The 26,841-nt window shown below is 58.6% G+C and carries 19 protein-coding genes; 18 read left to right on the top strand and 1 reads right to left on the bottom strand.

Translation table 11 applies throughout. The features are described 5' to 3' along the window. Positions 1-522 precede the first annotated feature (522 nt). Entirely contained in the window at positions 523-3,288 is a 2,766-nt protein-coding gene (acnA, locus tag ASE35_RS05745; protein WP_057159404.1) for an aconitate hydratase AcnA, read from the bottom strand. 350 nt (positions 3,289-3,638) lie between these two features. Between acnA and acnB the strand changes: the two genes are divergently transcribed. From acnB to ASE35_RS21035, 18 genes are all read left to right on the top strand, one after another. Then, on the top strand, positions 3,639-6,236 hold the full coding sequence (acnB, locus tag ASE35_RS05740) for a bifunctional aconitate hydratase 2/2-methylisocitrate dehydratase (RefSeq protein ID WP_057163199.1): 2,598 nt from the start codon (positions 3,639-3,641) through the stop codon (positions 6,234-6,236). A 258-nt stretch (positions 6,237-6,494) separates the two neighbouring features. Continuing rightward, positions 6,495-7,022 carry an SMI1/KNR4 family protein gene (locus ASE35_RS20615; protein ID WP_082611128.1) on the top strand — a complete coding sequence of 176 codons (528 nt, stop codon included), beginning with the start codon at positions 6,495-6,497 and terminating at the stop codon, positions 7,020-7,022. A gap of 58 nt (positions 7,023-7,080) precedes the next feature. Continuing rightward, positions 7,081-7,395 carry a hypothetical protein gene (locus ASE35_RS21065; RefSeq protein ID WP_157489289.1) on the top strand — a complete coding sequence of 105 codons (315 nt, stop codon included), beginning with the start codon at positions 7,081-7,083 and terminating at the stop codon, positions 7,393-7,395. Between the two features lie 1,435 nt (positions 7,396-8,830). After that, the gene (locus tag ASE35_RS20610) at positions 8,831-9,205 is read left to right on the top strand and encodes a DUF4274 domain-containing protein (protein WP_082611127.1); all 375 of its coding nucleotides are present in this window, start codon (positions 8,831-8,833) and stop codon (positions 9,203-9,205) included. Positions 9,206-10,291: 1,086 nt separating this feature from the next. Continuing rightward, positions 10,292-10,741, top strand: a complete 450-nt coding sequence (locus ASE35_RS21060; RefSeq protein WP_157489288.1) for a hypothetical protein — start codon at positions 10,292-10,294, stop codon at positions 10,739-10,741. A 1,008-nt stretch (positions 10,742-11,749) separates the two neighbouring features. After that, entirely contained in the window at positions 11,750-12,184 is a 435-nt protein-coding gene (locus ASE35_RS05730; protein WP_057163197.1) for a hypothetical protein, read from the top strand. A 373-nt stretch (positions 12,185-12,557) separates the two neighbouring features. Beyond that, a partial coding sequence (locus ASE35_RS21870) for a hypothetical protein (RefSeq protein ID WP_235569998.1) occupies positions 12,558-12,743 on the top strand: 186 nt, incomplete at its 5' end. An 80-nt stretch (positions 12,744-12,823) separates the two neighbouring features. Beyond that, the gene (locus ASE35_RS05725) at positions 12,824-13,135 is read left to right on the top strand and encodes a hypothetical protein (protein WP_057163196.1); all 312 of its coding nucleotides are present in this window, start codon (positions 12,824-12,826) and stop codon (positions 13,133-13,135) included. A gap of 112 nt (positions 13,136-13,247) precedes the next feature. Then, positions 13,248-13,517, top strand: a complete 270-nt coding sequence (locus ASE35_RS21055) for a hypothetical protein (RefSeq protein ID WP_157489286.1) — start codon at positions 13,248-13,250, stop codon at positions 13,515-13,517. A 90-nt stretch (positions 13,518-13,607) separates the two neighbouring features. Further along, positions 13,608-14,186 (top strand): hypothetical protein, encoded by a 579-nt coding sequence (locus tag ASE35_RS21050; protein WP_157489285.1) that lies wholly within the window; start codon positions 13,608-13,610, stop codon positions 14,184-14,186. Between the two features lie 88 nt (positions 14,187-14,274). Further along, positions 14,275-14,754 (top strand): hypothetical protein, encoded by a 480-nt coding sequence (locus tag ASE35_RS21045; protein ID WP_157489284.1) that lies wholly within the window; start codon positions 14,275-14,277, stop codon positions 14,752-14,754. Between the two features lie 589 nt (positions 14,755-15,343). After that, complete coding sequence (locus ASE35_RS05720; protein ID WP_057159394.1) at positions 15,344-15,580, top strand: hypothetical protein; 237 nt, start codon at positions 15,344-15,346, stop codon at positions 15,578-15,580. Positions 15,581-15,668: 88 nt separating this feature from the next. Then, the gene (locus ASE35_RS21040) at positions 15,669-16,064 is read left to right on the top strand and encodes a hypothetical protein (RefSeq protein WP_157489283.1); all 396 of its coding nucleotides are present in this window, start codon (positions 15,669-15,671) and stop codon (positions 16,062-16,064) included. 3,917 nt (positions 16,065-19,981) lie between these two features. Then, entirely contained in the window at positions 19,982-20,398 is a 417-nt protein-coding gene (locus ASE35_RS05710) for a hypothetical protein (protein ID WP_057159398.1), read from the top strand. Between the two features lie 533 nt (positions 20,399-20,931). Further along, entirely contained in the window at positions 20,932-21,219 is a 288-nt protein-coding gene (locus ASE35_RS05705) for a hypothetical protein (RefSeq protein ID WP_057163194.1), read from the top strand. Positions 21,220-21,271: 52 nt separating this feature from the next. Continuing rightward, positions 21,272-21,757 (top strand): hypothetical protein, encoded by a 486-nt coding sequence (locus tag ASE35_RS05700; RefSeq protein WP_057163193.1) that lies wholly within the window; start codon positions 21,272-21,274, stop codon positions 21,755-21,757. A 2,488-nt stretch (positions 21,758-24,245) separates the two neighbouring features. Further along, positions 24,246-24,560: a hypothetical protein gene (locus tag ASE35_RS05685; RefSeq protein WP_057163191.1), complete on the top strand. Its 315-nt coding sequence runs from the start codon at positions 24,246-24,248 to the stop codon at positions 24,558-24,560. Between the two features lie 1,862 nt (positions 24,561-26,422). Then, positions 26,423-26,752, top strand: coding sequence for a hypothetical protein (locus ASE35_RS21035; RefSeq protein ID WP_157489282.1), 330 nt, complete (start codon positions 26,423-26,425; stop codon positions 26,750-26,752). Positions 26,753-26,841: the final 89 nt, after the last annotated feature.

Below are 26,841 nucleotides of genomic sequence, written 5' to 3'. Positions count from 1 at the left end.
CGCACCCCGGCCCGACCGCACAGCGGCCGGGCGTTCGGTGCAGCGCGAGCCATGGCTCGCAAACGCCGCCCCTCACCCYGCAGGCGGGAGAGGGGCTAATGCGCGCGGATGTACGGGGGCGTTTCCCTTCTCCCGCTTGCGGGAGAAGGTGCCCGAAGGGYGGATGAGGGCARCGGATGAGGTTGGAGTTYMGCGCCTGCGRCGGCCCTCACCCCAACCCGCACCCCGGCCCGACCGCACAGCGGCCGGGCGTTCGGTGYAGCGCGAGCCATGGCTCGCAAACGCCGCCCCTCACCCCGCAGGCGGGAGAGGGGCTAATGCGCGCGGATGTACGRGGTTCGTTTCCCTTCTCCCGCTTGCGGGAGAAGGTGCCCGAAGGGTGGATGAGGGCAACGGATGCGCACCCCGGCCCGACCGCACAGCGGCCGGGCGTTCGGTGCAGCGCGAGCCATGGCTCGCAAACGCCGCCCCTCACCCCGCAGGCGGGAGAGGGGCTACGAGCCGAGCAGGGCTTAAGACCGCTTACGCCGCCTTGCGCGCTGCCAACTGCCGCAGCACGTAATGCAGGATGCCGCCGTGCCGGAAGTACTCGACTTCCTTAGGCGTCAGCAGCAGCACCTTGACCTCGAACTGGACGCGGCGGCCGTCGGCCTTGGTCGCGGTCAGGGTGGCGGTCTTGGCGGCGCCGTCCTGCAGGCCGGTCACGTCGATCACTTCCGAACCGTCCAGGCCATGGGTCTGGGCGTTCTCGCCGTCCTTGAACTGCAGCGGCAGCACGCCCATGCCGACCAGATTGGAGCGGTGGATGCGCTCGAAGCTCTCGGCGATCACCGCTTTGACGCCCAGCAGGTTGGTGCCCTTTGCGGCCCAGTCGCGCGAGGAGCCGGTGCCGTATTCCTTGCCCGCGAACACCACCAGCGGCACGCCGTCGGCCTTGTACTTCATGGCCGCATCGTAGATCGCCAGCTTCTCGCCGGCGCCGCCGTCCTTGCCGAAATAAAGGGTGTTGCCGCCTTCCTCGCCGCCGAACATCAGGTTCTTGATGCGGATGTTGGCGAAGGTGCCGCGCACCATCACGTCGTCGTTGCCGCGGCGCGAGCCGTAGCTGTTGAAGTCGACCGGCTGCACGCCGCGTTCCTGCAGGAAGCGGCCGGCTGGCGAATCCTTCTTGATGTTGCCGGCCGGCGAGATGTGGTCGGTGGTGATCGAGTCGCCGAACAGGCCCATCACGCGCGCGCCGGCCACGTCGGCGATATGTCCGACCTGCATGGTCATGCCGTCGAAGTAGGGCGGGTTCTTGATGTAGGTGGAGGCCTCGTCCCACTGGAAGGACTCGCCGTCGGGCGAGGCGATCTGGTTCCAGCGCGAGTCGCCCTTGAACACGTCGGCGTAGTTCTGCGCGAACAGCTCCGGGCCGACGGTGGCGGCGATGGTGTCGCCGATTTCCTTATTGCTGGGCCAGATGTCGCGCAGGTAGACGTCCTGGCCGTCGCTGCCCTTGCCGATCGGTTCCTGGGTAAGGTCGATATTGACCGTGCCCGCGATCGCGTAGGCCACCACCAGCGGCGGCGAGGCCAGGTAGTTGGCCTTTACTTCCGGATGCACGCGGCCTTCGAAGTTGCGGTTGCCCGACAGCACCGAGGCCACCACCAGCTCGTTCTCGGCGATGCCCTTGGAGACTTCGTCCGGCAGCGGGCCGGAGTTGCCGATGCAGGTGGTGCAGCCGTAGCCGACCACGTAGAAGCCCAGCTTCTCCAGATCGTCGAGCACGCCGGCCTTTTTCAGGTAATCGGTAACCACCAGCGAGCCCGGCCCCAGCGAGGTCTTGACCCAGGGCTTGGATTTCAGGCCCAGGCGCGCGGCGTTGCGCGCGAGCAGGCCGGCGCCCAGCATCACCGCCGGGTTGGAGGTGTTGGTGCAGGAGGTGATCGCGGCGATCACCACCGAGCCGTCGCAGAGCTCGGCGTCCTGGTCCTTGATGCGGATCCTGGACACCGGCTTGGCGGCCAGGTGCTCGGCCTGCGGCTGCGCGCCGCCCTCGGCCTTGAGCTCGTCGATCGCGCAACCGACCTTCGGCTTGCGGTTGGCGACCAGCGGGCCGAGGTTGTCCTGGAAGTTGCTGTGCACGTTTTCCAGCAACACGCGGTCCTGCGGGCGCTTGGGGCCGGCCAGCGAGGGTTTGACGTCGCCCAGGTCCAGTTCCAGCGTGGCCGAATAGGTGGCATGGGCCTGGCCGGGCTCGTGCCACAGGCCCTGGGCCTTGGCGTAGGCCTCGACCAGGGCGATCTGTTCCTCCGAGCGGCCGGACAGGCGCAGGTAGGTCAGGGCCTCGGCGTCGATCGGGAAGATGCCGCAGGTTGCGCCGTACTCGGGCGCCATGTTGGCGATGGTGGCGCGGTCGGCCAGCGGCAGGTGCTGCAGGCCGTCGCCGTAGAACTCGACGAACTTGCCGACCACCCCGTGCTTGCGCAGCATCTGGGTCACGGTCAGCACCAGGTCGGTGGCGGTGGCGCCCTCGGGCAGCTTGCCGGTCAGCTTGAAGCCGACCACCTGCGGAATCAGCATCGACGAAGGCTGGCCCAGCATCGCCGCCTCGGCCTCGATGCCGCCCACGCCCCAGCCCAGCACGCCGATGCCGTTGATCATGGTGGTGTGGCTGTCGGTGCCGAATACCGTGTCCGGGAAGGCCTGCAGCTCGCCGTTGACTTCGCGGCCCATGACCACGCGGGCCAGGTTCTCCAGGTTGACCTGGTGGACGATGCCGGTGTTGGGCGGCACCACCTTGAAGTTCTCGAAGGATTTCTGGCCCCAGCGCAGGAAGCTGTAGCGCTCCTGGTTGCGCTGGAACTCGATCTTGCCGTTGAGGTCCAGGGCCTCGGGACTGCCGTAGACGTCGACCTGGACCGAGTGGTCGATGACCAGCTCGGACGGGATCAGCGGGTTGATCTGCGAGGGCTTGCCGCCCAGGCGGCCGACCGCGTCGCGCATCGCGGCCAGATCGACCACGCAGGGCACGCCGGTGAAGTCCTGCAGGACCACGCGCGCGGGCATGAAGGCGATCTCGGTGTCCGGCTCGCGGGTCGCGTCCCATTGCGCGACCGCCTCGATGTGCTCCGGGCCCACGGTCATGCCGCCGTCCTCGTGGCGCAGCAGGTTCTCCAGCAGGATCTTCATGGAGTAGGGCAGGCGGGCGATGTCGTAGCGCTCGCCCAGGGCCGGCAGGCTGAAATAGGTGTAGTCGCGGCCGTTGACGGAAAGCTGGCGGCGGGTCGAATAGGAGTCGGGCATGGGGGTGATGCTCCTGATGTGCGGCTGGCGTGCCCGCGTGTGCGGGCAAGGTGGCGTGCGTTCGTCGCGATTATCACCTTATCGGATTCAGGTAGCGTGCAGACAATGGTCGCAAGCGCGCCACAGCGTTCCGTAAAAACCACGCAAAGCCTTGCCGGATATGGCTGTCAGGCCCCGGGCGCGTTGCCGCGAAACGCCTTTCCAGGCAAAATACGCGGTCGAGGGGCCGCCCGCTTCAGACCCGCTCCGAAAGGGCAAGCTCCGAACCCCGCCAGCCCGCGACGCATCCCATTCCGGTGGCCGATGCGGCGCCGGCGCGGTGCACACCAGCTCCATCTACGGGACTCTCCATGCTCTCCAGCTACCGCCAACACGTTGCCGAGCGCGCCGCGCTGGGCATTCCGCCGCTGCCGCTGACCGCTCAGCAGACCGCCGAGGTCATCGAACTGCTGAAGAACCCGCCGGCGGGCGAGGGCGAGTTCCTGCTCGACCTGATCACCCACCGCGTCCCGGCCGGCGTCGACGACGCCGCCAAGGTCAAGGCCTCCTATCTGGCCGCGGTCGCGTTCGGCACCGAAACCAACCCGCTGATCAGCCGCGAGCGCGCCACCGAGCTGCTGGGCACCATGCTGGGCGGCTACAACATCCATCCGCTGATCGAGCTGCTCGACGACGCCCAGGTCGGCGGCGTGGCCGCGAACGCGCTCAAGCACACCCTGCTGATGTTCGACGCCTTCCACGACGTCCAGGAAAAGGCCGAGCAGGGCAACGCCAACGCCCGCGCCGTGCTGCAGAGCTGGGCCGACGCCGAATGGTTCACCAGCAAGCCGGAAGTGCCGGAAAGCCTGACCATCACCGTGTTCAAGGTGACCGGCGAGACCAACACCGACGACCTGTCGCCGGCGCCCGACGCCACCACGCGCCCGGACATCCCGCTGCACGCGCTGGCGATGCTGAAGAACAAGCGCGACGGTATCGAGCCCGAGGAAGACGGCAAGCGCGGCCCGATCGCCTTCATCGAGTCGCTCAAGGATCAGGGCCACCTGGTCGCCTACGTCGGCGACGTGGTCGGCACCGGCTCCAGCCGCAAGTCGGCGACCAACTCGGTGCTGTGGTTCACCGGCGAGGACATCCCCTACATCCCGAACAAGCGCTTCGGCGGCGTGTGCCTGGGTTCGAAGATCGCGCCGATCTTCTACAACACCATGGAAGACGCCGGCGCGCTGCCGATCGAACTCGACGTGTCGCAGATGAACATGGGCGACGTGGTCGAGCTGCGTCCCTACGACGGCAAGGCGATCAAGGACGGCGTGGTGATCGCCGAGTTCGCGCTCAAGTCCGACGTGCTGCTGGACGAAGTCCGCGCCGGCGGCCGCATCCCGCTGATCGTCGGCCGCGGCCTCACCGCCAAGGCGCGCGAGGCCCTGGGCCTGCCCACCTCGACCCTGTTCCGCCTGCCGCAGAACCCGGCCGACACCGGCAAGGGCTATTCGCTGGCGCAGAAGATGGTCGGCCGCGCCTGCGGCCTGCCGGAAGTCGACGGCGTCCAGCCGGGCATCCGTCCGGGCACCTACTGCGAGCCGAAGATGACCTCGGTGGGCTCGCAGGACACCACCGGCCCGATGACCCGCGACGAGCTCAAGGACCTGGCCTGCCTGGGCTTCTCGGCCGACCTGGTGATGCAGTCGTTCTGCCACACCGCCGCGTACCCGAAGCCGGTCGACGTCAAGACCCACCACGACCTGCCGGCCTTCATCAGCAACCGCGGCGGCATCGCCCTGCGCCCGGGCGACGGCGTGATCCACTCCTGGCTCAACCGCATGCTGATGCCCGACACCGTCGGCACCGGCGGCGACTCCCACACCCGGTTCCCGGTCGGCATCTCGTTCCCGGCCGGCTCCGGCCTGGTCGCGTTCGCCGCGGCCACCGGCGTGATGCCGCTGGATATGCCCGAGTCGGTGCTGGTGCGCTTCAAGGGCGAGATGCAGCCCGGCGTGACCCTGCGCGACCTGGTCAACGCGATCCCGCTGGCCGCGATCCAGCAGGGCCTGCTGACCGTGGCCAAGCAGGGCAAGAAGAACATCTTCTCCGGCCGCATCCTCGAGATCGAAGGCCTGCCGCAGCTCAAGGTCGAACAGGCCTTCGAACTGTCCGACGCCTCGGCCGAGCGCTCCGCCGCCGGCTGCACGGTGAAGCTGGATGCCGAACCGATCATCGAGTACCTGACCAGCAACATCACTCTGCTCAAGTGGATGATCGCCGAAGGCTACGCCGACCCGCGCTCGCTGCAGCGCCGGATCAAGGCGATGGAAGGCTGGCTGGCCAACCCGCAGCTGCTGGAAGGCGACGCCGACGCCGAGTACGCCGCGGTCATCGACATCGACCTCAACCAGATCGTCGAACCCATCGTGGCTTGCCCGAACGACCCGGACGACGTGAAGACCCTGTCCGACGTCGCCGGCGCGGTCATCGACGAGGTCTTCATCGGCTCGTGCATGACCAACATCGGCCACTTCCGCGCCGCCGCCAAGCTGCTGGAAGGCAAGCGCGACATCCCGACCCGTCTGTGGGTCGCGCCGCCGACCAAGATGGACGCCTCCGAGCTCACCAAGGAAGGCCACTACGGCACCTTCGGCACCGCCGGTGCGCGCATGGAAATGCCCGGCTGCTCGCTGTGCATGGGCAACCAGGCCCAGGCTCGCGAGGGCGCGACCGTGTTCTCGACCAGCACGCGCAACTTCCCCAACCGCCTGGGCCGCAACACCAACGTCTACCTGGGCTCGGCCGAACTGGCCGCCATCTGCTCGCGTCTGGGCCGCATCCCGACCCGCGAGGAGTACATGGCGGACGTCGGCGTGCTCAAGGCCAGCGGCGACCAGATCTACCGCTACATGAACTTCGATCAGATCGAGGATTACAAGACCGTGGCTGATACTGTCGCGGCTTGATCGGATCGCAAGTTTCGGGCGCTAGGCGCGCTCGCGAAAAACCCGGCTTCGGCCGGGTTTTTTTGTGTCTTTCTAAACATAGTTATATGGAGATTCTGTGGGTTTTTGTCCGCATTGAACAGACCGAACCTTGAGGAATAAGCGCTGGATTGCTTATGACCGTGACATCCTCTAGCGTCCTAAGTTGCGGTACGGCAATCCACTAAGGCCGATGCTTCGCGGCTCGGCTTAGTTCACGCGTTAGGTCCCGGGGGCGGTATGTCGTTTGTTTGGAAACAGCTGGACGAGTGGTTGTCCTCCAATGCACCGGAGGCATACCTGTCTCTCAATCCTCCGGCGACAGAAGGGCAAATAGCGGCCGCTGAAGAGCGCATGGGCTTGTCATTTCCCGCCTCCTTGCGTGGCACGTACCTCGCGCATGACGGAGAGTCAGATGACTCTGCTGGATTGTTCAATTCTTGGATGCTCCTTCCTCTTTTAAGGGTGGTGGAGCATTGGGAGGAGTTCGTCCAACTCGAAGAAGACGATCCGGGTGGGTGGGGAGATGGAGATTTTTCCGCAAAAACATCGATCCCGGTCATGTGGTTTGAGGGTGAGATTCGGTACGTCACCACGTCCGGCCCAACTGCAGGGGCGGTGTATGAGCTACCTCGCCACGGCAAACCCGTGTTGCTGGCCCCCAGTTTTGACTGCTTCCTCGAAAATACGTATCGCCAATGTGTAGACGGCAGCCTAATCGTTGAGCCAGATTTTGGTTATAACTTAGTGCTTGCTGCTGGTGCTTAATTCACTCAAGGCGAAGCCACTTCGCGACTTGGCTTAATTCTGGCATCAGGAGCAACATGTGACATCCCTGCGAACATGGTTGGAGATATTGATCGCTGCGGTGGCGCTGCTAAACGTTGCTGCCACGCTTGAAGCAGCGCTCAGCCCTTTTCTACGCAATGGGCAGCGGGTGAGCTGGTTAGCCTTCATTTGGCTTGTGCCGATTATCGGTGCTGTCTTCTCGCTCTTTCGCGCATGGCGGCGCTATCGCGGACTGGATCGCTCGCTGGATGGCGAGATCATGGCTGATGTGGCCGACCTCACCGGAGTTCCAGTGGTAGGCCGGCCTCGCGGGAGGTCCTCGGATGGCTGGGACGGCGACACCGATGATTGATTGCGTCCGGCATCCACGCTACTCACGACAAAAGCCATGAGCACCGCATTTTCCATCCTCGCTGGTGTGATCACTCTGGGCGCCTTTCTGTTCTTGGTCGTCCATGTGACCTGGATCTTTGCCGTCCGACTACGCTCCAAAGAGTCCCCGCCAAAGTCATTCTTCCGGTGGCTGAGAGACCTCTTTGATCTTGCACAAGGTCTGTAGGCCGGAGTGGCTATCAGGCAGCCTAGCCATGCGGTTAAAGTCCTGCCCACTGGCCTCGTGTACTCATGCGGGGCCCAACAATTCATTCAAGCCGAACCCGCTTCGCGGGTCGGCTTAATTCAGGCGTTGGGCTGCACATGAAGCAAATGACGCATCTGATAGTCATCGTTCTGCTCGTAGCGCTTGTGTCTTGCCGCTCTGTCGGTACTCGCCAAGACGACTCGCGCGAGAACCACTGCGAGATTGCTGTATTGCTTCAAGACAAACTATTCGCTAGCGAGAGCGGCAAGTGTGGGTTGAGGGCCATTGCAGATCGGTGTAATGATATCGACGCTTGCCTAATCAGCTGCTGGAAGGATGGTTGGACGGAGTACAACATCGGTGGCGGGTGTCATCACATCTGTCGTGACGGAGGCGACAGACTTTGGGAACCGCCCGCGGCCGCAAAATTATGCCGAGTGCAGTCTGACAATTCATTCGAGCCGAAGCCGCTTCGCGGCTCGGCTTAATTCAGGCGTTAGGCACCGCATGAGAATTCTTGCTATTCGAATCTATAGAACGCCGCGTCACAGCATTCCCTGCTCACCTGAATCTCTAACCCTGGATCCAGGCGCGCTGCTGGCGACTCTTCCCGTTTCAACGCAGTCGGATAAGCCGCTAAATAAAGAGCGTGCCAAGAAGGCCGTGGCAGCCGTACTACCGCAAGCGGGCAAGCCATGGGTAATGTGGCAGCGCCCGGATGGTTGGCTAACCTCTATCGAGTATTCGGGCAGCAAAGCGTGGGCACTCGTTAGCGAGGTCGCCGGTGCCTAACAATTCATTCAAGCCGAAGCCGCTTCGCGGGTCGGCTTAATTCAGGCGTCAGGCATTAGTAGAATGGCTACTGAGATCGGAGAGTTCCGCCAAATGCTTGAGGCTGGTCGGCGCTACCTGGTAGGGACCTGCTCCATACAAGAGCTCAACGGTCGCATCAGTGGTCTAGCTACAGCAGCAAAGTTCTGGGGCAGTCACCCTGCGTTTGCTGAGGTTGCTGGCGACTGGTCCACTATGGTTGACCGGCGCTGGAATGAGTGGGGCCACAATCCAAATCCACTCTCAGAGCAGGAGTTCGTGGCATGGCTAGAAGGGCAGCTCAGCTCTCTCGGGCAGATGCCTAACAATTCATTCAAGCCGACGCCGCGACGCGACTCGGCTTAATTCAGGCGTTAGGCTCGCATGAGGTTGCAAGGTGAGTGAGGCAGGAATCCAACTTAGCGCGTCTTCCGAAGATCTGCGTCGTCTCGCCAGCGAATACAACTGGGACGACGGCTTCGCTTTTCCCTGCCATATCGCTGACCACCCCAACTGTGATCTGGCAGCGGCACTGGAACTTTTCTGGCTTGCAAATGCTGACGCGGTGTACCTTGGTGAGGCGCAAGACTCACCGCACAATGCTGCATGGCGCTCATTCTCGGAGATATTGGCCAAAAGAATTATCGACGGCTTCTATTCCCCAGGCCCAGGAACGTTCGATCCTCCACTCACAAAAGTGCAAGCCTATAACTTGCGTAAAAGAGGTCTGCCTGAGATATTCCTTGCCAGCGTTATTGGCGGGCGGGCCTAACAATTCATTCAAGCCGACACCGCTTCGCGGCGCGGCTTAATTCAGGCGTTAGACCTGCATGGAAAGCTCCTTGGATCTCTGGGTAACGCGTAAGTCACCGATTTCTCTCGGTGAGTGGCAGTCCTTTGTTGCCTCGCGCTCCCTGACGGCCAACCTATTACCCTTCCCCAAGGCGAGTCCTATTGGTGGCTTGGTCACGATGCTGGTGAGACTGTCCCGGTCGCATTTGCAAACGGTGCAGTGCATATTGCAGACGGCACCCCTTCCTCGCGAGCACTGGCCGACAGTTTGGCAACGTTCTTTGGTGGGGCCGTGCATGAGGGTTAGCGCGTGCAGGTCTAACAATTCATTCAAGCCGAAGCCGCTTCGCGGCTCGGCTTAATTCAGGTGTTAGGCCGCATGAGAGACATCATTGCAAGTGTACGCAGCTTCTGGCCGTTCTACCTCAGCGCCTGGCTGTTCTTCCCCGTCCTCGTTCTTGCGGTTCGGTTCCTCGGCATCTCATTGCCAGGCTGGTGGCTACTTGTTTGCTCGTTCTCTCTCGCCGCAGGCCTTATCCCCTGGGTACCCTGGCTCCGCGGGAACGTCAGTTACTCAGTCAATGCGTTCTGGGCAATCCTCGTCCCATTCATTAGTCTATTGCTGGCGGTCACGGTCGCATCGGTTGCGGCCTAACAATTCATTCAAGCCGAAGCCGCTTCGCGGCTCGGCTTAATTCAGGCGTTAGGCGGCTCGGCATGATCATTGATTCTCCAACATGGGTACTGAGCAACGGGGTCTGCCCTACGTGCGAGCAAACTCATGTCCTTCAGTTCATCGCTTGCCCTGGGTGTGCGAGCGTTGCGCTAGCTTGTGAGGACTGTGGCGCTTACTGCCCGGACCCGAGAGATCCGCCCGCGTACACGGAGCCATGCGTATGTCGTGCCTGCGGCAAGCTTCCCCTGTCCACATTCAAGCCGGCGTCGGCAGCTCAAATCCAGTCGGCCGGTTTCCAGCCGGGCGAGTATGAGTAGTTCGCCGCCTAACAATTCATTCAAGCCGAAGCCGCTTCGCGGCTCGGCTTAATTCAGGCGTTAGCCCTATCTAATGAGCACCGCATCTGATTTAACTAAACGCATTGACAACTTCGACCAGTTCTTGGACGAGCGCATGCCCGTTCTCTATGAATTTGCTCAGTCCCTCAGACTACCCGCTCCCCACGCCATCCTTACGGACCCAATGTCTGTGCTTAGCGGCATTAGTGCGTGGCTAGCCCTCCAGCACATTGAGCAAGAAGATCGAGCTTGGGTTCTTTCTCGTGTCGGCTACTACATTGGCGAGCTTCTCGTTACTCATTATTCCGGAGCATGGCTAGTGTGTACGGCACCAGCTTCTAGGTTCTATGGCCGCTATGTTGTTGGGCAGTTTCGCGACTTCGACAACGCGGAATCCCTTGCGGATCCCTTTGAGGCTGCCGCTGTCTGCATTGATGAGCCTCCGGGCCGTTCTCTTGAGAACATCATTAATGGAATTGTGGCCTCATTGCGTGCAGCATAGGGCTAACAATTCATTCAAGCCGAACCCGCTTCGCGGGTCGGCTTAATTCAGGTGTTAGGCGGCATGAGAACGTTCATCGCACTCATAGTTCTGTTGGTCGCTTCGGCCGGCTGCGCCCCATCCCCGCGCTTGGTGGCTGTACCACCCCACTGGTCTAGGCATTGCACCGCATCGGATATACCCGTCGGTAGCACTTCGGAGAAAGACTACTTTGAGCATCTCGCCGGTAAATGCGATCCACGAGATGCCTGTGTTCTTGCATGCTCCCGCAGCGGCTGCGCCACAAACATTGGCGGCGGCTGCGAGCACGTTTGCTCCAGGGGTTTCCCGGAGGATCTCGCAAGGCGTGCAGACTTGTGGGCAGAGCGTCCCTCGTGCAGGCTGCCGCCTAACAATTCATTCAAGCCGAAGCCACTTCGTGGCTCGGCTTAATTCAGGTGTTAGGTGCCGCTACAGTCATGCTGCCAGTCGAGACAACAACAAAAAAACTGCGATTGGGTGGGTTCATTGGTGTCGTGCTTATTTCTTTAAGCCTCTGTAGCTACCGTTTTATTAGTCCGAGTGCTCGGGTAGCGCGCGACACAATTCAGAATCTATCGGCTACTAGCATCTCCGAGGTCGTCTTGGAACCTGTGCGCGAGGCGTCTTTGATTCAAGCGGGTCAACGCCTCACGGATCCGGCCACCATTGCCGAGTGGACGCGGGCTTTTGCATCGGTTCAACCCTTTCGTCCCGAGCATCCCCTTGTGCAACGGTGCATGTACGTGAGCTTTGCCACAACTCGCGGCACTGTCGGTGGGCAACTCTGCACCCTTCGTTCCGGCGGGCATATGCTCACCCAGTGGAGCTCGGTCCGCTCTGGCTGGTACTACGGGAGCTACTTGCTTCCGGCCAGCGTTAAGCTAGAACCTCTACTTAGGGCGGCCAATCATCGAGGGGCGGCACCTAACAATTCATTCAAGCCGATGCCGCTTCGCGGCGCGGCTTAATTCAGGCGTTAGGCAACATATGTCGATTGTCGCAGCCGAGGCGCAGCTCCTTACCTGCTTGGCGAGCGGGTCGCAGCCGGATCCTGAAGGGATTGAGGAGCTCATCGCTTCAATACTCTCGGCGCACGGCACGCACCGGGCCCGCGCACTGGACGGATTCGTACTTGAGCGGCAAATCGAAGGCTTGAACGAGCTGCGATTGTTCGGCTTCGGAATCCTCGTGGACGATCAGAGCGTCGAGCCCGTTGTTCTCCACTTGCTTGTTAACGAGCGCACGATTGGAGACGGCTCATCGCTCATGTTCGGTGAGAATTCCGCGGATCGAGCCCCGTACGGCTCAGCAGCGCACGGGCGCATGTTTAAGCGGCTCCATGCGGATCCTCCGTCCATCCAGTGGCAACTTCACTTTGTCCGGGCAGCTGGCGTTTGGAAAATCGCGCAGAATGTTGCCTAACTAATCATTCAAGCCGACGCCTTCGGCGCGGCTTAACTCAGGCGTTAGACCTGCATGGAAAGCTCCTTGGATCTCTGGGTAACGCGTAAGTCACCGATTTCTCTCGGTGAGTGGCAGTCCTTTGTTGCCTCGCGCTNTCAGGCGTTAGACCTGCATGGAAAGCTCCTTGGATCTCTGGGTAACGCGTAAGTCACCGATTTCTCTCGGTGAGTGGCAGTCCTTTGTTGCCTCGCGCTCCGATTTCGAACCCACCGGCCAGTTGCATGGCCTCAGCCCTGACGGCCAACCTATTACCCTTCCCCAAGGCGAGTCCTATTGGTGGCTTGGTCACGATGCTGGTGAGACTGTCCCGGTCGCATTTGCAAACGGTGCNCCTGACGGCCAACCTATTACCCTTCCCCAAGGCGAGTCCTATTGGTGGCTTGGTCACGATGCTGGTGAGACTGTCCCGGTCGCATTTGCAAACGGTGCGGTGCATATTGCAGATGGCACCCCTTCCTCGCGAGCACTGGCCGACAGTTTGGCAACGTTCTTTGATGGGGCCGAGCATGAGGGTTAGCGCGTGCAGGTCTAACAATTCATTCAAGCCGAAGCCGCTTCGCGGCTCGGCTTAATTCAGGTGCTAGGGGGCATGACCAAATGTCATGGGTGACCAATATTTCTTCCTTCAAAGACTTCTTGTCGCTGGTGATCGTCCATGCTCCGGATGACTTCCCGCAGGAAGACTTCCTTAAGCTTCACGAGCAGCTGAGCCTAGAAAGTGCATTTCACGAGCTGAGCCATGGACTCACTCTCATGGCCCAGTCCGGCGTGAGTGCAAACGCAATCACCAACCTCGCCGACCTCTTAGAGAAGTCCTTGGCCTCCTACCGATCCGGGGACGACATTGCGGGCGCGCACCTGCTTCAAGAGCTAGAGTCGCAAGCTTTCGGGTCGCCGCATGCCCCCTAACAATTCATTCAAGCCGACTCCGCTTCGTTCCGGCGTCAGGCATGGCAGGAAAAGCTTGCCATGCCTGCCACCTCCACTGCGCTGCGCGGCTTAACTCAGGCGTTAGGTGGCCATGGAAGAACTCATCGAACTCGAAGCGACTTTGCGCAACCTTGTTCGACGGCTCGGCGAGCCGGAGGCTAAGAAATGGCGCAAACGCGTCGAGAAGTACGCCAATCAAATTGCTTCTGGAAAAACGTCGGACACCCCCACATTCTTGGCGATGTATCAAGGCGGCATGGGCTCATTTCTCGACTTCCAGGGAGCCACCGCGGAGTCGCATCGGGAGCTACTCGCTTTGCGAGACCGCGCGTATAAGTTGGCCAGTTGTATTCGTAGATGAATCTGGCAGGCTGGCCACTCAACAATTCATTCAAGCCGACGCCGCATCGCGGCTCGGCTTAATTCAGGCGTTATACGTGCTGGAGGGTTCATGGGCTTTGCAATTTCTTGGTTAGCCGTCTCTGGGAAAGATCCTCAACAAGTGTTGCAAGAGCTTCAGCTCCATCGCACAGGTGAGACCGAGGAGTTTCCGGAGTCTCCCGTTTCGGCCGCTCAACTTCCTACTGGCTGGTTCTTAGTCTTTGCCAACAGGTTTGCCTCGCCGCTGGTCGCAGATAGATCTTTGCAGCAACTTTCAGCTGGCTGCACCGTTATTTCTTGCCAAGTTGAGGAGCACGTAATGTTTAGCTCCGTAATGTGCTATGCCAACGGAAAGAACAATTGGCACGTAACGCATGACGCACAAGAGGGCATTTATCATCTCTCCGTCAGTGGTGACCTTCCACCGCAGTTCAATGACATCTACGCATCGCTAAAGCAAGAGCAAGATGACTCTGGCGGGGACAAGTCCGACGTTGATTACATTCATGATGTTCCGGTGTCCTTAGCCAAGGTGATTACATCATTTCGGCACGACCAAGATATTCAGGGTGGACCCCCTGAGCCATTTGAGGCTCTTGCCTCAAGCAGTTCGCCTGCATCGGCTAAACCTTGGTGGAAGATCTGGTAAGCACGTATAACAACTCATTCAAGCCGAACCCGCTTCGCGGGTCGGCTTAATTCAGGCGTTGGGCCCCAGAAGAGGAGTAGCTCTTCGTATGTACATTCTCGCAGCGCAGCGTGACGCCGATGCGATGGCCGCGGGAGAGCGTTACGCCGCCTATCTTCGCGAAAATGCAGCGCGCTTCCCAAAGGGAGCACTGTCGCTCGCGCAATCGGAGTGGTACTTTAATTTCTTCGATCACCACTGCCCGCATGACGCCTGGCTGGAATGGGTTCGCATCGATGAGCCAGCAACCGGCGAGCGCCGAGAGATTCGCCGCACATCACTAACGGTGCGCCTGCTGGGTGCGTATCACGACGGATACATCGAGCTTCATTATCCCGAGGTCACAAGCTATCGCCTTGACATGCAAGACGTGCGAGGCGGTCACCGCGACTGGCGGTATGACGAATTTCGAGTATCAGATGAAGGACTGCTGGTACACGAGATCGAATGGAGCGGATACCGTGACTCGGGTTCATGGTTGATCACTTCCTCTGATGTCGAATACAGGTGGATCGATGGATCGATATAGAGGTTGCCGCTGGCCTGGCGCACTTGGGCCCAACCAGGCGTTGCAGCCGACGTCTCTGCCTCCGGGCCTTCGGCCCTCCGGCAGAGCCACGGCTGAACTTGGTTGTTAGATGCCATGTGGAAGATCATCGTGATCGGCAGCTTGTTCTTTCTGATGGCGTGCGCTCCCGCGCCAGAAGAGCCCGCGCGCCAACCAGCTCAGGTCGCTCAGCCAGCACTGCCAGAACCGCCGCCACCGCCTGACATGTCTTTCCTTAACGCGTTGACTGGCAAATGCGCCGCAACGCCAGAGGTAGTACCTACTGCTGCGGAGGAATGCTGGGTGAAAGAGCTAGCAGCTGAGTGCAGCCCCGCAAATGATTGCCTTGTAAGTTGTCTAAGCTCAGGGCAGGCCCGGCACACGGGTGGCGGCTGCTGGCATGTATGCTGGCCAAATGTTCCTGGCTTCGACAACTGGCAGGCACCTCCTGGAGCTGCTCGGTGTAAGGCGCTGGGTCACGTAAATGGCATCTAAAAATTCATTCAAGTCGAAGCCGCTTCGCGGGTCGGCTTAATTCAGGCGTTAGATTTGCGTCAGGGGGACGCAGCTCATGAAAAGAAACCTACAGCTACTTCTCGGCATACCACTCATTTTCATCATTGGTATTGTTGCCTGGGAGACCAAGCAATTCTTATGGCTTGGCCTCTACATTCCGGTTGTTGTGATGCGCTACTTCATGCGTCGTGAAATTTCTAGCAATGACGTCGTCGTCATGCCGCGCAGAGACAGACCGGACATCACGGATACAAATTATGTCGCGCAGCAACATCAAGGGCCTCAGCAGTAGAACTCGCGCCATGTGGGACAAATCTAACAATTCATTCAAGCCGAACCCGCTTCGCGGGTCGGCTTAATTCAGGCGCTAGCCCTTATCCATGATCTCAATCGGTGCTCATTATGGCGGCCCTGAACTCAGAGGTGGCCCGCTCAACCTAGCGATCCAGCGCATTGCTGGAATCGTCAAGGACTTGCGGGCTGAGTCTGAGATACGACTCAACGCAATTTTTTACGTGCCTGGTTCTCTGACCAACAAAGTCCCATTTGACGGACTTCGCTATGGGCAGTTCTCGCCAAGCCCTCCCTGTCTAGTCGTACAAGTTGCTATCGGTGATTCAACAGAAAATGATCCAATTCAACTCCTGCTACAGGCATTGAGAGGTTGCAATGCGCTGGCTTTTGAGTTTTACAGACAGAAAGGCCTTTTTTATCCATTAGCAGATGTAGAGAACTTGATAAATTCAGTTGAAAAACGGATAGCTTGGGGTGACTGAGCGGGCTAACAATTCATGCAAGCCGACACCGCTTCGCGGTGCGGCGTTAGGCGCCAATGCGGAGCTATCGTGCCTTACATAGCCACTATTGAATGTGCGATTCACGGGCTGCAGCGGGAGACGTTTGTCTGCCAACACATCATCCAGGGGCTACAAGAAAGGCGTCGTGTCGGCTTTTTCTGGTCTGCCGATGATCCAGGTACCCCACATCCCGACGCTTGGTGTGCCGAATGCCAGGAACGCGTGGCGTTGACGGGCGGAGAATGGGTTGGAGAGGCGGCCGCCCATCTTGGCATCCAGATTCTTTGCAGTGTCTGCTATGACAAGGCAAGAAGATTCCATTTGGGTGGCAATCCATAGGCGGCCTAAGGCCCAGGTTGGCGCCTGCAATTCATTCAAGCCGAAGCCGCTTCGCGGCTCGGCTTAACTCGGGCGTTAGGTATCAGCAGAATGGCCACTGAGATCGGAGAGTTTCGCCAAATGCTTGAGGCTGGTCGGCGCTACCTGACAGGGGCATGCTCCATCCAAGAGCTCAACGGTCGCATCAGTGATCTAGCTACAGCAGCAAAGTTCTGGGGTGGTCACCCTGCGCTTGCTGAGGTTGCTGGCGACTGGTCCACTATGGTTGACCGGCGCTGGAGTGAGTGGGGCCACAATCCAAACCCACTCTCAGAGCAGGAGTTCTTGGCATGGCTAGAGGGGCAACTCAGTTCTCTCGGGCAGATGCCTAACAATTCATTCAAGCCGAAGCCGCTTCGCGGCTCGGCTTAATTCAGGCGTTAGGCCGCTGCATTGACAATGAATGACTTCAGTCGCGATGACGCCGTTGAGTGGCTACGTGCCAGAGGCCTTGGAGCGAACAAGCGTGACTGGAGCTTTGGGGAGAGCGTAGTCGCTGGGACCATCGTGCAAAGAGACAATGGCATTCCTTATTGGAATAGCTGCGTTTGTATCCACCTGTGGAAAGGGCACTGGACCGTGACGGACTTCAGTGATCCTAGGTCTGCTCCAGTTACCTGCGGGACATTGCAACTGGCCGCGCAACACGCAGCTGGCGTCCTAGAGGCCGGTGGTGTAGGTTCCGCCTAACATTTCGTTCAAGGCGGACGGCTTCGCCGCCGCTTAACTCAAGCGCTAGGCGTCAGCGATGAGGCTCCTACTTCAAGTGCAGGATGCGTTTCAGATCCCTGGCAAGGGACTTCTGGTTGCACCGTGTATTCCCTTTCCGCCTCCCCCGCGGTTTGCTAAGTTTATTGAGTCCGTAACGCTGCTTCCACCTGGTGGTAGTCTCCAGGAAGTCCCAGCGCAGTTCTCGCTCATCCATCTCAAGCCGGGCGGCTATAAGCTTATGCTGTCGTTCTCGGACTTGGATCGAGCGCTGCTTCCGGTTGGGACCGACGTCATGGTGTCTGAGGCAGTGCACGCAAGGCTTCGCGGCGCAGATGCCTAATAATTCATTCAAGGCGAGCGCGCTTCGCGGGTCGGCTTAATCCAGGCGTTAGGCGCCAATGCACGATTACCGGTCATACCAAGACAATCTTTCTCTGGCGTCCGTGTACTACTCACACGCCATGCGATCCATGGGGTGCACGCCGGACCAAGGGCTCGGCTACTGTGTCGACGAGATCGAGCCTGAGAAGCCCCGAGGTCAACTCGCATCCTTCTCTACGCCGCCATTCTTCGTATCGGCCTTCGGTTTGGCATCTCCCCGCTATCTGACCGGTATCCTTTTGGCGCCGAGCTTCGTGATGAAATAGAGGCGTGCTGGGATGGCCTTAGCAGAGAGCGCTTGGCTTCACTTGGAGCCAGTCCATCGGATATAGAGGCTCTGGCGAAAGACGTTAGACTGATCTGCCAAGAGCTAGGGTTTTCTACGGTTTCGCTTGGCGCCATCTAGATTCTCGGTTGGCGCCTAACAATTAATTCAAGCCGAACCAGCTTCGCGGGTCGGCTTAATTCAGGCGTTAGCCCTACCAAACATGACGGATCCAACCACAGAAGAAGTGTTCGCTTACCACATAGCTACTGGCTGTCCGGCCATCCTTGCCAAGGAGACGCTGCGAGCTATGCAGCCGCTTCTTAGAGCGCGTGTGTTGCTGTCCATTCAACGCCCAAAACGGTCGGTTGGCTTGGTTGATCCCGTAGAAGATGCCCCGGATTTGGGTCCCGTCATTTCGGCTGCAGCGGTTGAGGCAAGGGAACTAGCTAAAAAAGTGGGGTGCACTGGAAGAGGTAGCTGCCATTTTGTCTGGCGCGAGCAAGCCAGGATCTTGCTTGAGCGTCACAATATCGTGTGGTTCTCACCAAAGCAGATGAACCCGCACATTGTGTATGACTAGCAGGGTTAACAATTCATTCAATCCGAACCCGCTTCGCGGCTCGGCTTAATTCAGGCGTTAGGCGCGCTTAGGAGCATCAATGCGGCTGATACAGCTCTTCTTCACTAGCCTGCTCCTCAGCGGCTGCGTAACGACAAGTCAAGCAGCTCTGACCAGTCAGGCCCTTGTGGGCACTTGGCGCTGCGGGCCTACTGTCATACATGGCCCAAACTTCGATATTGCCGTTACAACAGAGACCTCCAATGCGTCTGACGGTACGTACTCGACCCTCACAACTTCAATCATAACGCCTCACGGCAAACCTCCCATCACCACCACCGACAGAGCGTGGGGGACGTGGCTACTGGAGAATGACGTTATTACCTCCACCGTTCAAAGAGTGGAGTTTTTGACATCGTCTGACCCATCTATAACAAAGGAGATCGGGCAGCAAGCGCAGGACGCTCAAGTACGCAAAAAATCTTCTTATCAATCGCGCATATTGGAATTCACGGGCCGATCTTCGCGCTCTATTCCCGTTAACTCGATGTACGAAGAGGCGGCAGTCGAGTCTTCCTGTGAGCGCGCCTAACGATTCCTTCAAGCCGACGCCGCTTCGCGGCGCGGCTTAACTCAGGCGTTAGAGGGCTATGCGAGTAATGCGGCTACCTGGAATTATTCTCGTCGTTGTTCTCTGCGCTGGCTGTCAGTCCTGGCGTGATAGTCAGATGGAGTCGCGACTTGATCGCGATCGCGCTGCCGCCCTCGCCAAGATCGACCAACCTGCCTGCCAAGCTAAGGGCGGCCACATTCGTTCCGTTGGCATGTTTGGCACCCCGGTATGTGCCATTCCGTTCGTAGACGGAGGCAAGTCGTGCTCGGACAAGTCTGACTGTTCTAGCAAGTGCCTGATCTACAACAGCGACCTTCCGGTAGGCGCCTCTAGCAGCGGTCAATGCCAGCGCGACGACCACATTGATGGTTGCTGGTCGGAGATCGTAGAGGGCAAGATCATGGGTGGGTGGTGCGTTGACTAGTACGCTTCCCTAACAATTCACTCAAGCCGAAGCCGCTTCGCGGCTCGGCCTAATTCAGGCGTTAGGCCGTTATGGTCGATATGCAAATTGCTGAAATTCCCTATCCTTCGGGAACGATTCGCTTCCGCTACTCGCGCTACTTGGCAGCCGATGGCTCCGCTTGGGTGCGCCACGGGATGTTCCGTGCGTACCACGAGGACGGGGCTCTGGCCTCGGAGGGCAACTATGAGCACGGGCAGGAGCATGGCCCATGGCGGGACTATCATCCCAATGGTCAACTCGCAGCAGAGGGAAGCTATGCAAACGGCTCAGAGGTTGGCGCTTGGAAATACTGGTCAGCCGGTGGTTCACTTGAGTCGTCGGGAGCGGCCTAACAATTCATTCAAGCCGAAGCCGCTTCGCGGCTCGGCTTGATTCAGGCGTTAGGTCACATTGGAGAGTTTCCTTGTTTGGATGGCTAAAGAGAAAGGCACCACCACCCCCTCCGCCCAAGGAGCGGTTCCCGCCCGTTCCCGACTGGCAGCCTTCGATTCTCCAGCCGCTGGATAGGATCGAGGATCGCGTGCGCTACTACACGGACGGAAAGAGAGACTTTGCACTGTTCAGCAATGGCACCTTCGTCCTCCTCCCTGACGCCCTATCAGATGCGCAAGCCGAGGCCTTTGCACTCGGGGCTCTTCGCGACGTCTTCCATGCGCATCCCGACATGCACCCCGTAGCTATGGATGACGGCAACATTCTGATTGGCTACAAAAACAACATTACTGGCAACGTCGTGCTTTCTGACGTAGCTACTGCAAACTGGGCAGAGATCGAGACGCAGCATCAACGCGCCCTAGCGACGCATGAGGTCCTTATTACTCCGCTTGGGCAAAACAAGTTCGACGCATTCGGCATCAAGGCACTCTTCGGGCGCTGCTTTATGTTCATGGATGCACAGCATCCGCAGGTCATCAGGGTTGCACGGCATGTGGCCTAACAATTCATTCAAGCCGAAGCCGCTTCGCGGCTTGGCTTAATTCAGTGTTAGGCCCCTATGGAAGATCCTGAGAACCCATTGATAAAGATTGTCCGCGCTGGGCTCGAGCGAGCCTGCGGAGACTTCACGCGTGCCATTGCTCCTCTTGGGTTCACCCGCACCAAGAAGATGGTCTGGGGTCGGCCGCGGGGCGATCTATTTGACCAGATCGGCTTCTTCAGGCTCGGCAGCAGCTACGGTCCGCCTCGGACCGCATCCGTCGATATCCGCGTCTCCTTTTCTATTGAGGATCCTCTGGGTTCTCCCGCACTCAGAGTTGTCGGCCCTTCAACCGATCAATTACGTGACCATCGTGGTTACGCATATCATCTTCGCTTCAACGCTTCATCGTGGAGCACGTACGATCGCTGCATTTCCGATCTGATTCGCGTTACCAACGACCACGCAATACCCTGGTTCACGCAGTCGGGGCCTGACAATTCAGTCAAGTCGAAGCCGCTTCGCGGATCGGCTTAATTCAGGTGTTAGACCCTATGGCAGCGATCTTTAAAGTTAAGTACGCTTTCCCTCTGACTTCCCGTTCGCTGTTTGTCTTTGCCGGGAAGGTCATCCAAGGCGCTGTAGAGCGCGGGATGAGTATCCACATTTCCCTCAACGAGGATGCAACGATGGATGTTCCGGTACAGGGCGTGGATGTCCTCCGGAGGGATGGCGACGAGCTTGTTGCTCTCACTGTCGCAATCGAGGATCAAAGTGATGCGGACTTCCTTCAGCAGTTTGACGTCGTTGGTGAGAGTCTGACCGTATTGGACGAGACCTAACAATTCATTCAAGCCGAAGCCGATCGCGGCTCGGCTTAAGGCGCTAGGCTTTATGGATACAGCTCCCATCGCGTTCCCCGTCATCTACCGCTTCGGTGACGACATCGTGCCCTGCGGAAAAGAACTGATCGCCTTTGGGGATTTTCGCCACGTCGGCGCTAACCGCTACCTTTGCAGTGAAGGCGCCCGTACCGATCGGAAGTTCCGCTGGTTGGTGGATCGGCATGGCCAGCTACGTGAGTTTCAAGTAACGGGGTATCGGCGACGTTGGCTCAGCAAGCTGAACTGGCTCTGGAGCATGAGTTTGGTTGAGTACGAGTTACTGCCCGGCCGAGCGGTCACTGTATCTGAGCTGCTTGGGTTGCTGGCGCGTAGCAACCCGGATTCGGAAAAATCCTCGTCCAGGAGCTTTCGCAGGTTCTTGAAGCGCTTGGATCCGGCACAGGTTCTTGGAGAGGCTGACTTTCTCACATACATGCGGGAGCCTCCATCGGCAATCTATGATCGCTATCCGGAGGTACCGGGCCATGAGGTCTAGCAGTTCAGTCAAGCCGACGCCGCTTCGCGGCTCGACTTAATTGAGGCGGTGTCCAGCTGGCGGATTCAACGTGTAGAGTCCTAGCAGTTCATTCAACCGAAGCCGCTTCGCGGCGTAGCTTAATTCAGGTTTTAGGTCCCTTGATATGCATGCCGACGAGATTGAAGCCTTGAGAATTGCTGGTGCTGCTGCCCAAACACGAGGTTGGCCGTGGCGCCCTCCATACTGGATCGACCTTGAGGATGGAGAGTGGCGAGTTCAGGCGGAGAATGAGTGCGTCATTCGCATTAGTGAGGCCACGGGCAGGATCACCCCGGAAATCGTTCCGCTAGATCCCTCCATTGCAATTTCCGCTGCCAAGGACTACGCCCGGAGCAGGGGGCTTGGCTGGAAACCGTCCTTCACAATGAGGCTTGAAAGCGATTGTTGGGAGGTTGGCTCCTGTCAGCATCAGCTCGGTGGGCAAACTCACATCTATGTTAGCCATCAAGGTGTCGTCCTCCGCCACTGGGTCAATCCCAAATGACCTCGGCAGCGGAGCCTAACAGTTCATTCAAGCCGAAGCCGCTTCGCGGCTCGGCTTAATTCGGGCGTTAGGCCGATGTCACACAATCCTTACTCTGCACCTACTGCTCCGTTGCCGATCTCGTCGCGCGCGACGCGACCAGCTTCTGTCGCAATCTCCGCATGGCTCTACGGGATCAGCTACGCAATCGGACTAATTATTGCCATAACTAGAGTGGGCATTCCTAGAACGCCTATCTTCATTGCCGGCCTGCTCCTTGGCCTACTTGTTTCCACGGCTATGTTGTTCGCTATCTGCTCTCGCCGGAACTGGGGCAGATGGTTGGTAGTTATTCTCATGGCAGTCAACGTTGTCTTACTCGTAGGCGCTGTTTCGCGCGATTCCGATGCTCTTAAGGTCATGTACGCAGCTCAAGGATTTCTCCAGCTAGCTGCTGTTGTCCTACTTTTGATGCCCGTGTCGAATCGCTGGTATCGGCCTGACAGTCAATTCAAGCCGAACCCGCTTCGCGGCTCGGCTTAATTCAGGCTCTAGGGAACATTGAAGTCATGCGGGATGTCCCGGAAACGCTCCGATTGGTGCTTCGAACCTTTTGCCACATGGAGTGGTACGAGACGCACGAGCTTCGAGCCATGATTCGAGATGGCACCCTCCACGCGGAGATGAAAACGCTCATCTCGGAGTTTCAATCTATGTTGGACGATGCCATTTTGCAGGCCTACATCACTCCAGCCCAATTCGTGGAAATGACTTCAGATGATTGCGAGTCAAACGCAGAGGTCGTAGTTCGTCTCGAAAGGATCCGAAATGAGGTTTTCCCACGACCGAGCGACCAGCAGGTGCCGCCGGATGACAGCTAGCAATTCATTCAATCCGAACCCGCTTCGAGGGTTGACTTAATCTAGGCGTTAGGTCGTATAACCATGCACGTCAGCTATCCGATAGTAAAAAAACGCCGGGAACTCTGTCGCCTGCGACTGCCTCTTGCCGTATGCGAGGCATACCTCGTCGGCCTAATGGACACGGCGCATCATTTGGAGGTGGAGCTGCGCCCAATCGCGCTCCAACTTGCGGCCGCAACAACTAGTGGGCTTTCCGATGACCCTTACCCACTCAGCGCCGCCACCCCGACTGAGGGACGGCTGCTCGAGTTCATGGCAGCAGAGGCCCTCGAAAAAGGGCTTGGTTTTGTATGGTGTTCGCAATGCGGTCGCGAGTTCGAAGCTGCTGGAACCATATTTGAGAGATACCAGCGTGGGCGAGGGGCACTTGAGGGCAGTGAGGGCCGTCGTTTCTACTGCGGGTCATCTGCTCATCTGCTGCTTGCGGTAGTTGACCTACGGGCCTAACAATTCATTCAAGCTGGCGCTCTTGACGCGGCTTAGACTCAGGCATGAGCCGCCGTGGCAAGTATCGGGCACGATCGGTGCTTAAGGAGTTTCGATGAGAACAAATAGCTACTACCTAGTCCGCCCCAAATCGTCACTTGTTCAACTCACTACCGACATGGATGAACTGTCCAGAGATGTTTTGAGGGAGTCTCAGCTTTGGCAAAGCCCCGAGGGCGGAAAAAGCCTATGGACCCTGGAGGATTACGCTCTCCGAGCAAAGTTGGCATTCCTCATATACCTCAAGACGGAGTACAGAGGCGCCCCTGGCGTTGATCTCGTTCTGTCAGGGGCAAAAATCGGGGGCGCTCTTTTTGATAGCCACTGGGAGATCGAGCCCTTAGAACTCAAGGGTGATGTGAATGAGATATCTATCAGCTTGTTGGATAGAGCAGAGGTTGATCTTTCTGGGCAAGAGATTGTCGACAGTTGGCTGCAAGGCCGGGTCCGCCGAGTTGCACCCTCGGCGGCGGACTGACCATGGGCTGAGGTGGCACGCGGCCTAAGAATCCATTCAAGTTAAAGCCGCCTCGCAGGGCGGCCTAGTTCATGCGCGAGATCACTCGGAGAATTCATGCCGCTGCTGTACTACTTATGCGTGGGCCTATTTATTGCCGTCATAGCGAGCGATTGGTTGCTGGCCAGGAAGGTCCGAAAAGCGGTGGAGTCGCAACGATTGAGCTACCCGGATCTCGGAAATGTCCGCTTCGGCGGCTCACCAGTGGGAATCGTCCTCAACCTCTTCCGCATGCGAAAGGTACCCACGGCCGATGATCTATCGGACCCGGACCACATCGCCATTCGGCGGCACTACCGCATTCACCAAATTCTCATCGTATTGTTGGCTACTTGTATCGCGACGGGCTTCTTTCGCAGGATAATGTCCTAGCTAATCATTCTAGCTGAGGCCGCTCCTCGGGCCGGTTCCACTCTGGCGATAGGTGCAACATGAAGTGCATGATCGTCTTTCTATTTTTGTTGACGGCTTCTGCGCCAACTGCAGCATGCTCGATCGTTCTATTTCCTCCCGATTACGAGTTCGAGCGCAGTGAAATTGTTGTATTGGCGCGGCCAGTAGCGGTTTCATTCCGGCCCCGACAAGCCGCTGATCTTCGTTACGCCGAGAGCTTCCGCGAAACTGTTTTATGGGAGGTCCTTCTCGGCTGGAAAGGGGGGCGAAAATCCGGGGATAGGTTCACTACTCGCCGCACTTTTCCAGCGTCGCCATGCAACTACGAGGTTCGCCTGTCCGATAAGAACGCTTACCTCCTGTACGGCAACGGACAGGAACCATATAAGCACTTCCGCCTGATACCTGCCGCAGAGTCGTCTTATTACATCCGACATTTATCCAAGAAGGCTGTGCGATGAATCGGGCAGGCTCGAACCCAGTCGAGAACATGCTGGAGCAGTGATTTGAGTTCGCGGTGCGGCATTTTGGCTTGCAGGGGCGACGATTGGTGCAGTTCCTGCTGACAGTTCATTCAAGTCGAAGCCGCTTCGCGGCTCGGCTTAATTTAGGCGTCTTGACCCAAAGTGAGAATTGTAACTCTTGAGACAAGTGCAGCGGTTCCCTTTCGGCTTGGAGTGGGCTCGTGTTCTTTCGAGGTCGCGCCACCCGAGGTCCGAAATCGTTTGGCATCGGGTCGCTTGTGGCACCTTGTTGCGTGGACAGATGAGGCTGCCGGAACTGCTGGCCTATGTCACAAGGGGCGCTGCATGAGCGTTACTTGGCCAGCTGCCCGTATTTCCATTGGGTCAATGCAGCGAGCCAAAGGGCCGGGCTTCGTCGCGCTTGAGATTTCCGCTCCCAAGGGATCTCCAGTCGCAGTCCTACATTCTGATAGCTATAGTGAACCCCTGCTATCGTGGCTTGTCCTCCACCGGGCAGCCCTATCGTCCATCTTTGGTTGTGCTGTTGAGATTGAGAACTGGGGCTCGGACTACTAGGTTTGGCCCTAACAATTCATTCAAACCGAATTCGCTTCGCGGGTCGGCTTAATTCAGCGTTAGGCTGTCATGCGACTGACGACCGTAAATCCGTTGCCATACACACCGAAGGACGAACTCGAACGCGAGCTATGCGACCGGGTGAGGACTTTGTCAGGCGAGATGGTCATTCAGGTATGGACGCCCAATTCATATCCGTACGAGGACGTTCACGGGAACCAGGTAGCCCTTGACGCCGACTACGAAATCAAAACCGGTCGACTCAGTGAAGGGCTGGTTGCGAGCGGGAGCATCTATCGCGCTTTCGTTCGCGATGGAAGGCTTGATATCGAACCTGAAGGGGCATGGAATGAGTGAGGCATCAGGCCTAGTCCATCGTTCCAGCGGGCCGCCTGCGGCGGCCGCTGAACTCAAACGTTAGGCGCCGCATGAAGGTTTATGACAACTCGCCAAAGCCCGGGCGCATTTGGTCTATCGAGATCTCCTCGTCGATCGGTAGACGAACTGTTGCACGCATCGTTTCAAGCATTCCGGGCGTGCTGGTGACGCAGAAGCCAGGTCTCCTGTTTGGCTTTCGCGGTAAGCCCTTCTGTCGCTTTCAGTTAAACGGCCGCAATTTTACGATTGAGTCAACCTGGCCCGCCGGGGAGCGATTTGAGATCAGCCCTGACCCTCGTGGTTGGGTGACAGAGCTCTTGGTGGTTCGTGAGGCATTGCTTGCATATCAAGCAGGCGGGGCCTAACAATTCATTTGTGCCGAGCTCGCTTTGCGGGTCGGCTTTATTCAGGCGCTAGGCTTCTATGCGAAGTGGCACCGCTTTTTTGGTAGTTGTTCTGCTCGCAGCTTGTGCACCAGAGCACGCAGAACCTCAAGTTGCCGATCCTGCGTCAGGTGGCTTCATCGGCGTTGCCTACTACGACCGTAACAATGACGGTGTCGCGGACTTCGAGCTGCATTTACGTGGCTGTGATGACTGTGACTGGGCCCTAGTGGACAAAGATTTCAACGGGCGCTACGAAATGCACGCACGCTGGGGCTTTTCGTTGATCCGGAAGTCTGTCGACATTCCCGTTCCCCTTGCTGTTGAACTGAGAACTGGCCAATCACCACCTTACGGCTGGATGGACTGATCTCTAAGGGGGCTACAATTCGTTCATGCCGAGACCGCTTCGCGACTCGTCTGAAATGGTGAGGTGTGTCATCACGCCGCGCCGCGCAG

It is taken from the genome of Lysobacter sp. Root916 (assembly GCF_001429785.1).
Lineage (GTDB): Bacteria > Pseudomonadota > Gammaproteobacteria > Xanthomonadales > Xanthomonadaceae > Lysobacter.
This window is presented reverse-complemented; position numbering and strand designations above follow the sequence as displayed.

Excerpts from the sequence above, each read along its gene's own strand:
- ASE35_RS20615 (WP_082611128.1), top strand. The coding sequence starts at position 6,495 with ATGTCGTTTGTTTGGAAACAGCTGGACGAGTGGTTGTCCTCCAATGCA.
- ASE35_RS21060 (WP_157489288.1), top strand. The coding sequence starts at position 10,292 with ATGAGCACCGCATCTGATTTAACTAAACGCATTGACAACTTCGACCAG.
- ASE35_RS05705 (WP_057163194.1), top strand. The coding sequence starts at position 20,932 with ATGGCAGCGATCTTTAAAGTTAAGTACGCTTTCCCTCTGACTTCCCGT.
- ASE35_RS05730 (WP_057163197.1), top strand. The coding sequence starts at position 11,750 with ATGTCGATTGTCGCAGCCGAGGCGCAGCTCCTTACCTGCTTGGCGAGC.
- ASE35_RS21050 (WP_157489285.1), top strand. The coding sequence starts at position 13,608 with ATGGGCTTTGCAATTTCTTGGTTAGCCGTCTCTGGGAAAGATCCTCAA.
- ASE35_RS21040 (WP_157489283.1), top strand. The coding sequence starts at position 15,669 with ATGATCTCAATCGGTGCTCATTATGGCGGCCCTGAACTCAGAGGTGGC.
- acnA (WP_057159404.1), bottom strand. The coding sequence starts at position 3,288 with ATGCCCGACTCCTATTCGACCCGCCGCCAGCTTTCCGTCAACGGCCGC.
- ASE35_RS05720 (WP_057159394.1), top strand. The coding sequence starts at position 15,344 with ATGAAAAGAAACCTACAGCTACTTCTCGGCATACCACTCATTTTCATC.
- ASE35_RS21045 (WP_157489284.1), top strand. The coding sequence starts at position 14,275 with ATGTACATTCTCGCAGCGCAGCGTGACGCCGATGCGATGGCCGCGGGA.
- ASE35_RS05700 (WP_057163193.1), top strand. The coding sequence starts at position 21,272 with ATGGATACAGCTCCCATCGCGTTCCCCGTCATCTACCGCTTCGGTGAC.
- ASE35_RS21035 (WP_157489282.1), top strand. The coding sequence starts at position 26,423 with ATGCGAAGTGGCACCGCTTTTTTGGTAGTTGTTCTGCTCGCAGCTTGT.
- ASE35_RS05685 (WP_057163191.1), top strand. The coding sequence starts at position 24,246 with ATGCCGCTGCTGTACTACTTATGCGTGGGCCTATTTATTGCCGTCATA.
- ASE35_RS21055 (WP_157489286.1), top strand. The coding sequence starts at position 13,248 with ATGGAAGAACTCATCGAACTCGAAGCGACTTTGCGCAACCTTGTTCGA.
- acnB (WP_057163199.1), top strand. The coding sequence starts at position 3,639 with ATGCTCTCCAGCTACCGCCAACACGTTGCCGAGCGCGCCGCGCTGGGC.
- ASE35_RS05725 (WP_057163196.1), top strand. The coding sequence starts at position 12,824 with ATGTCATGGGTGACCAATATTTCTTCCTTCAAAGACTTCTTGTCGCTG.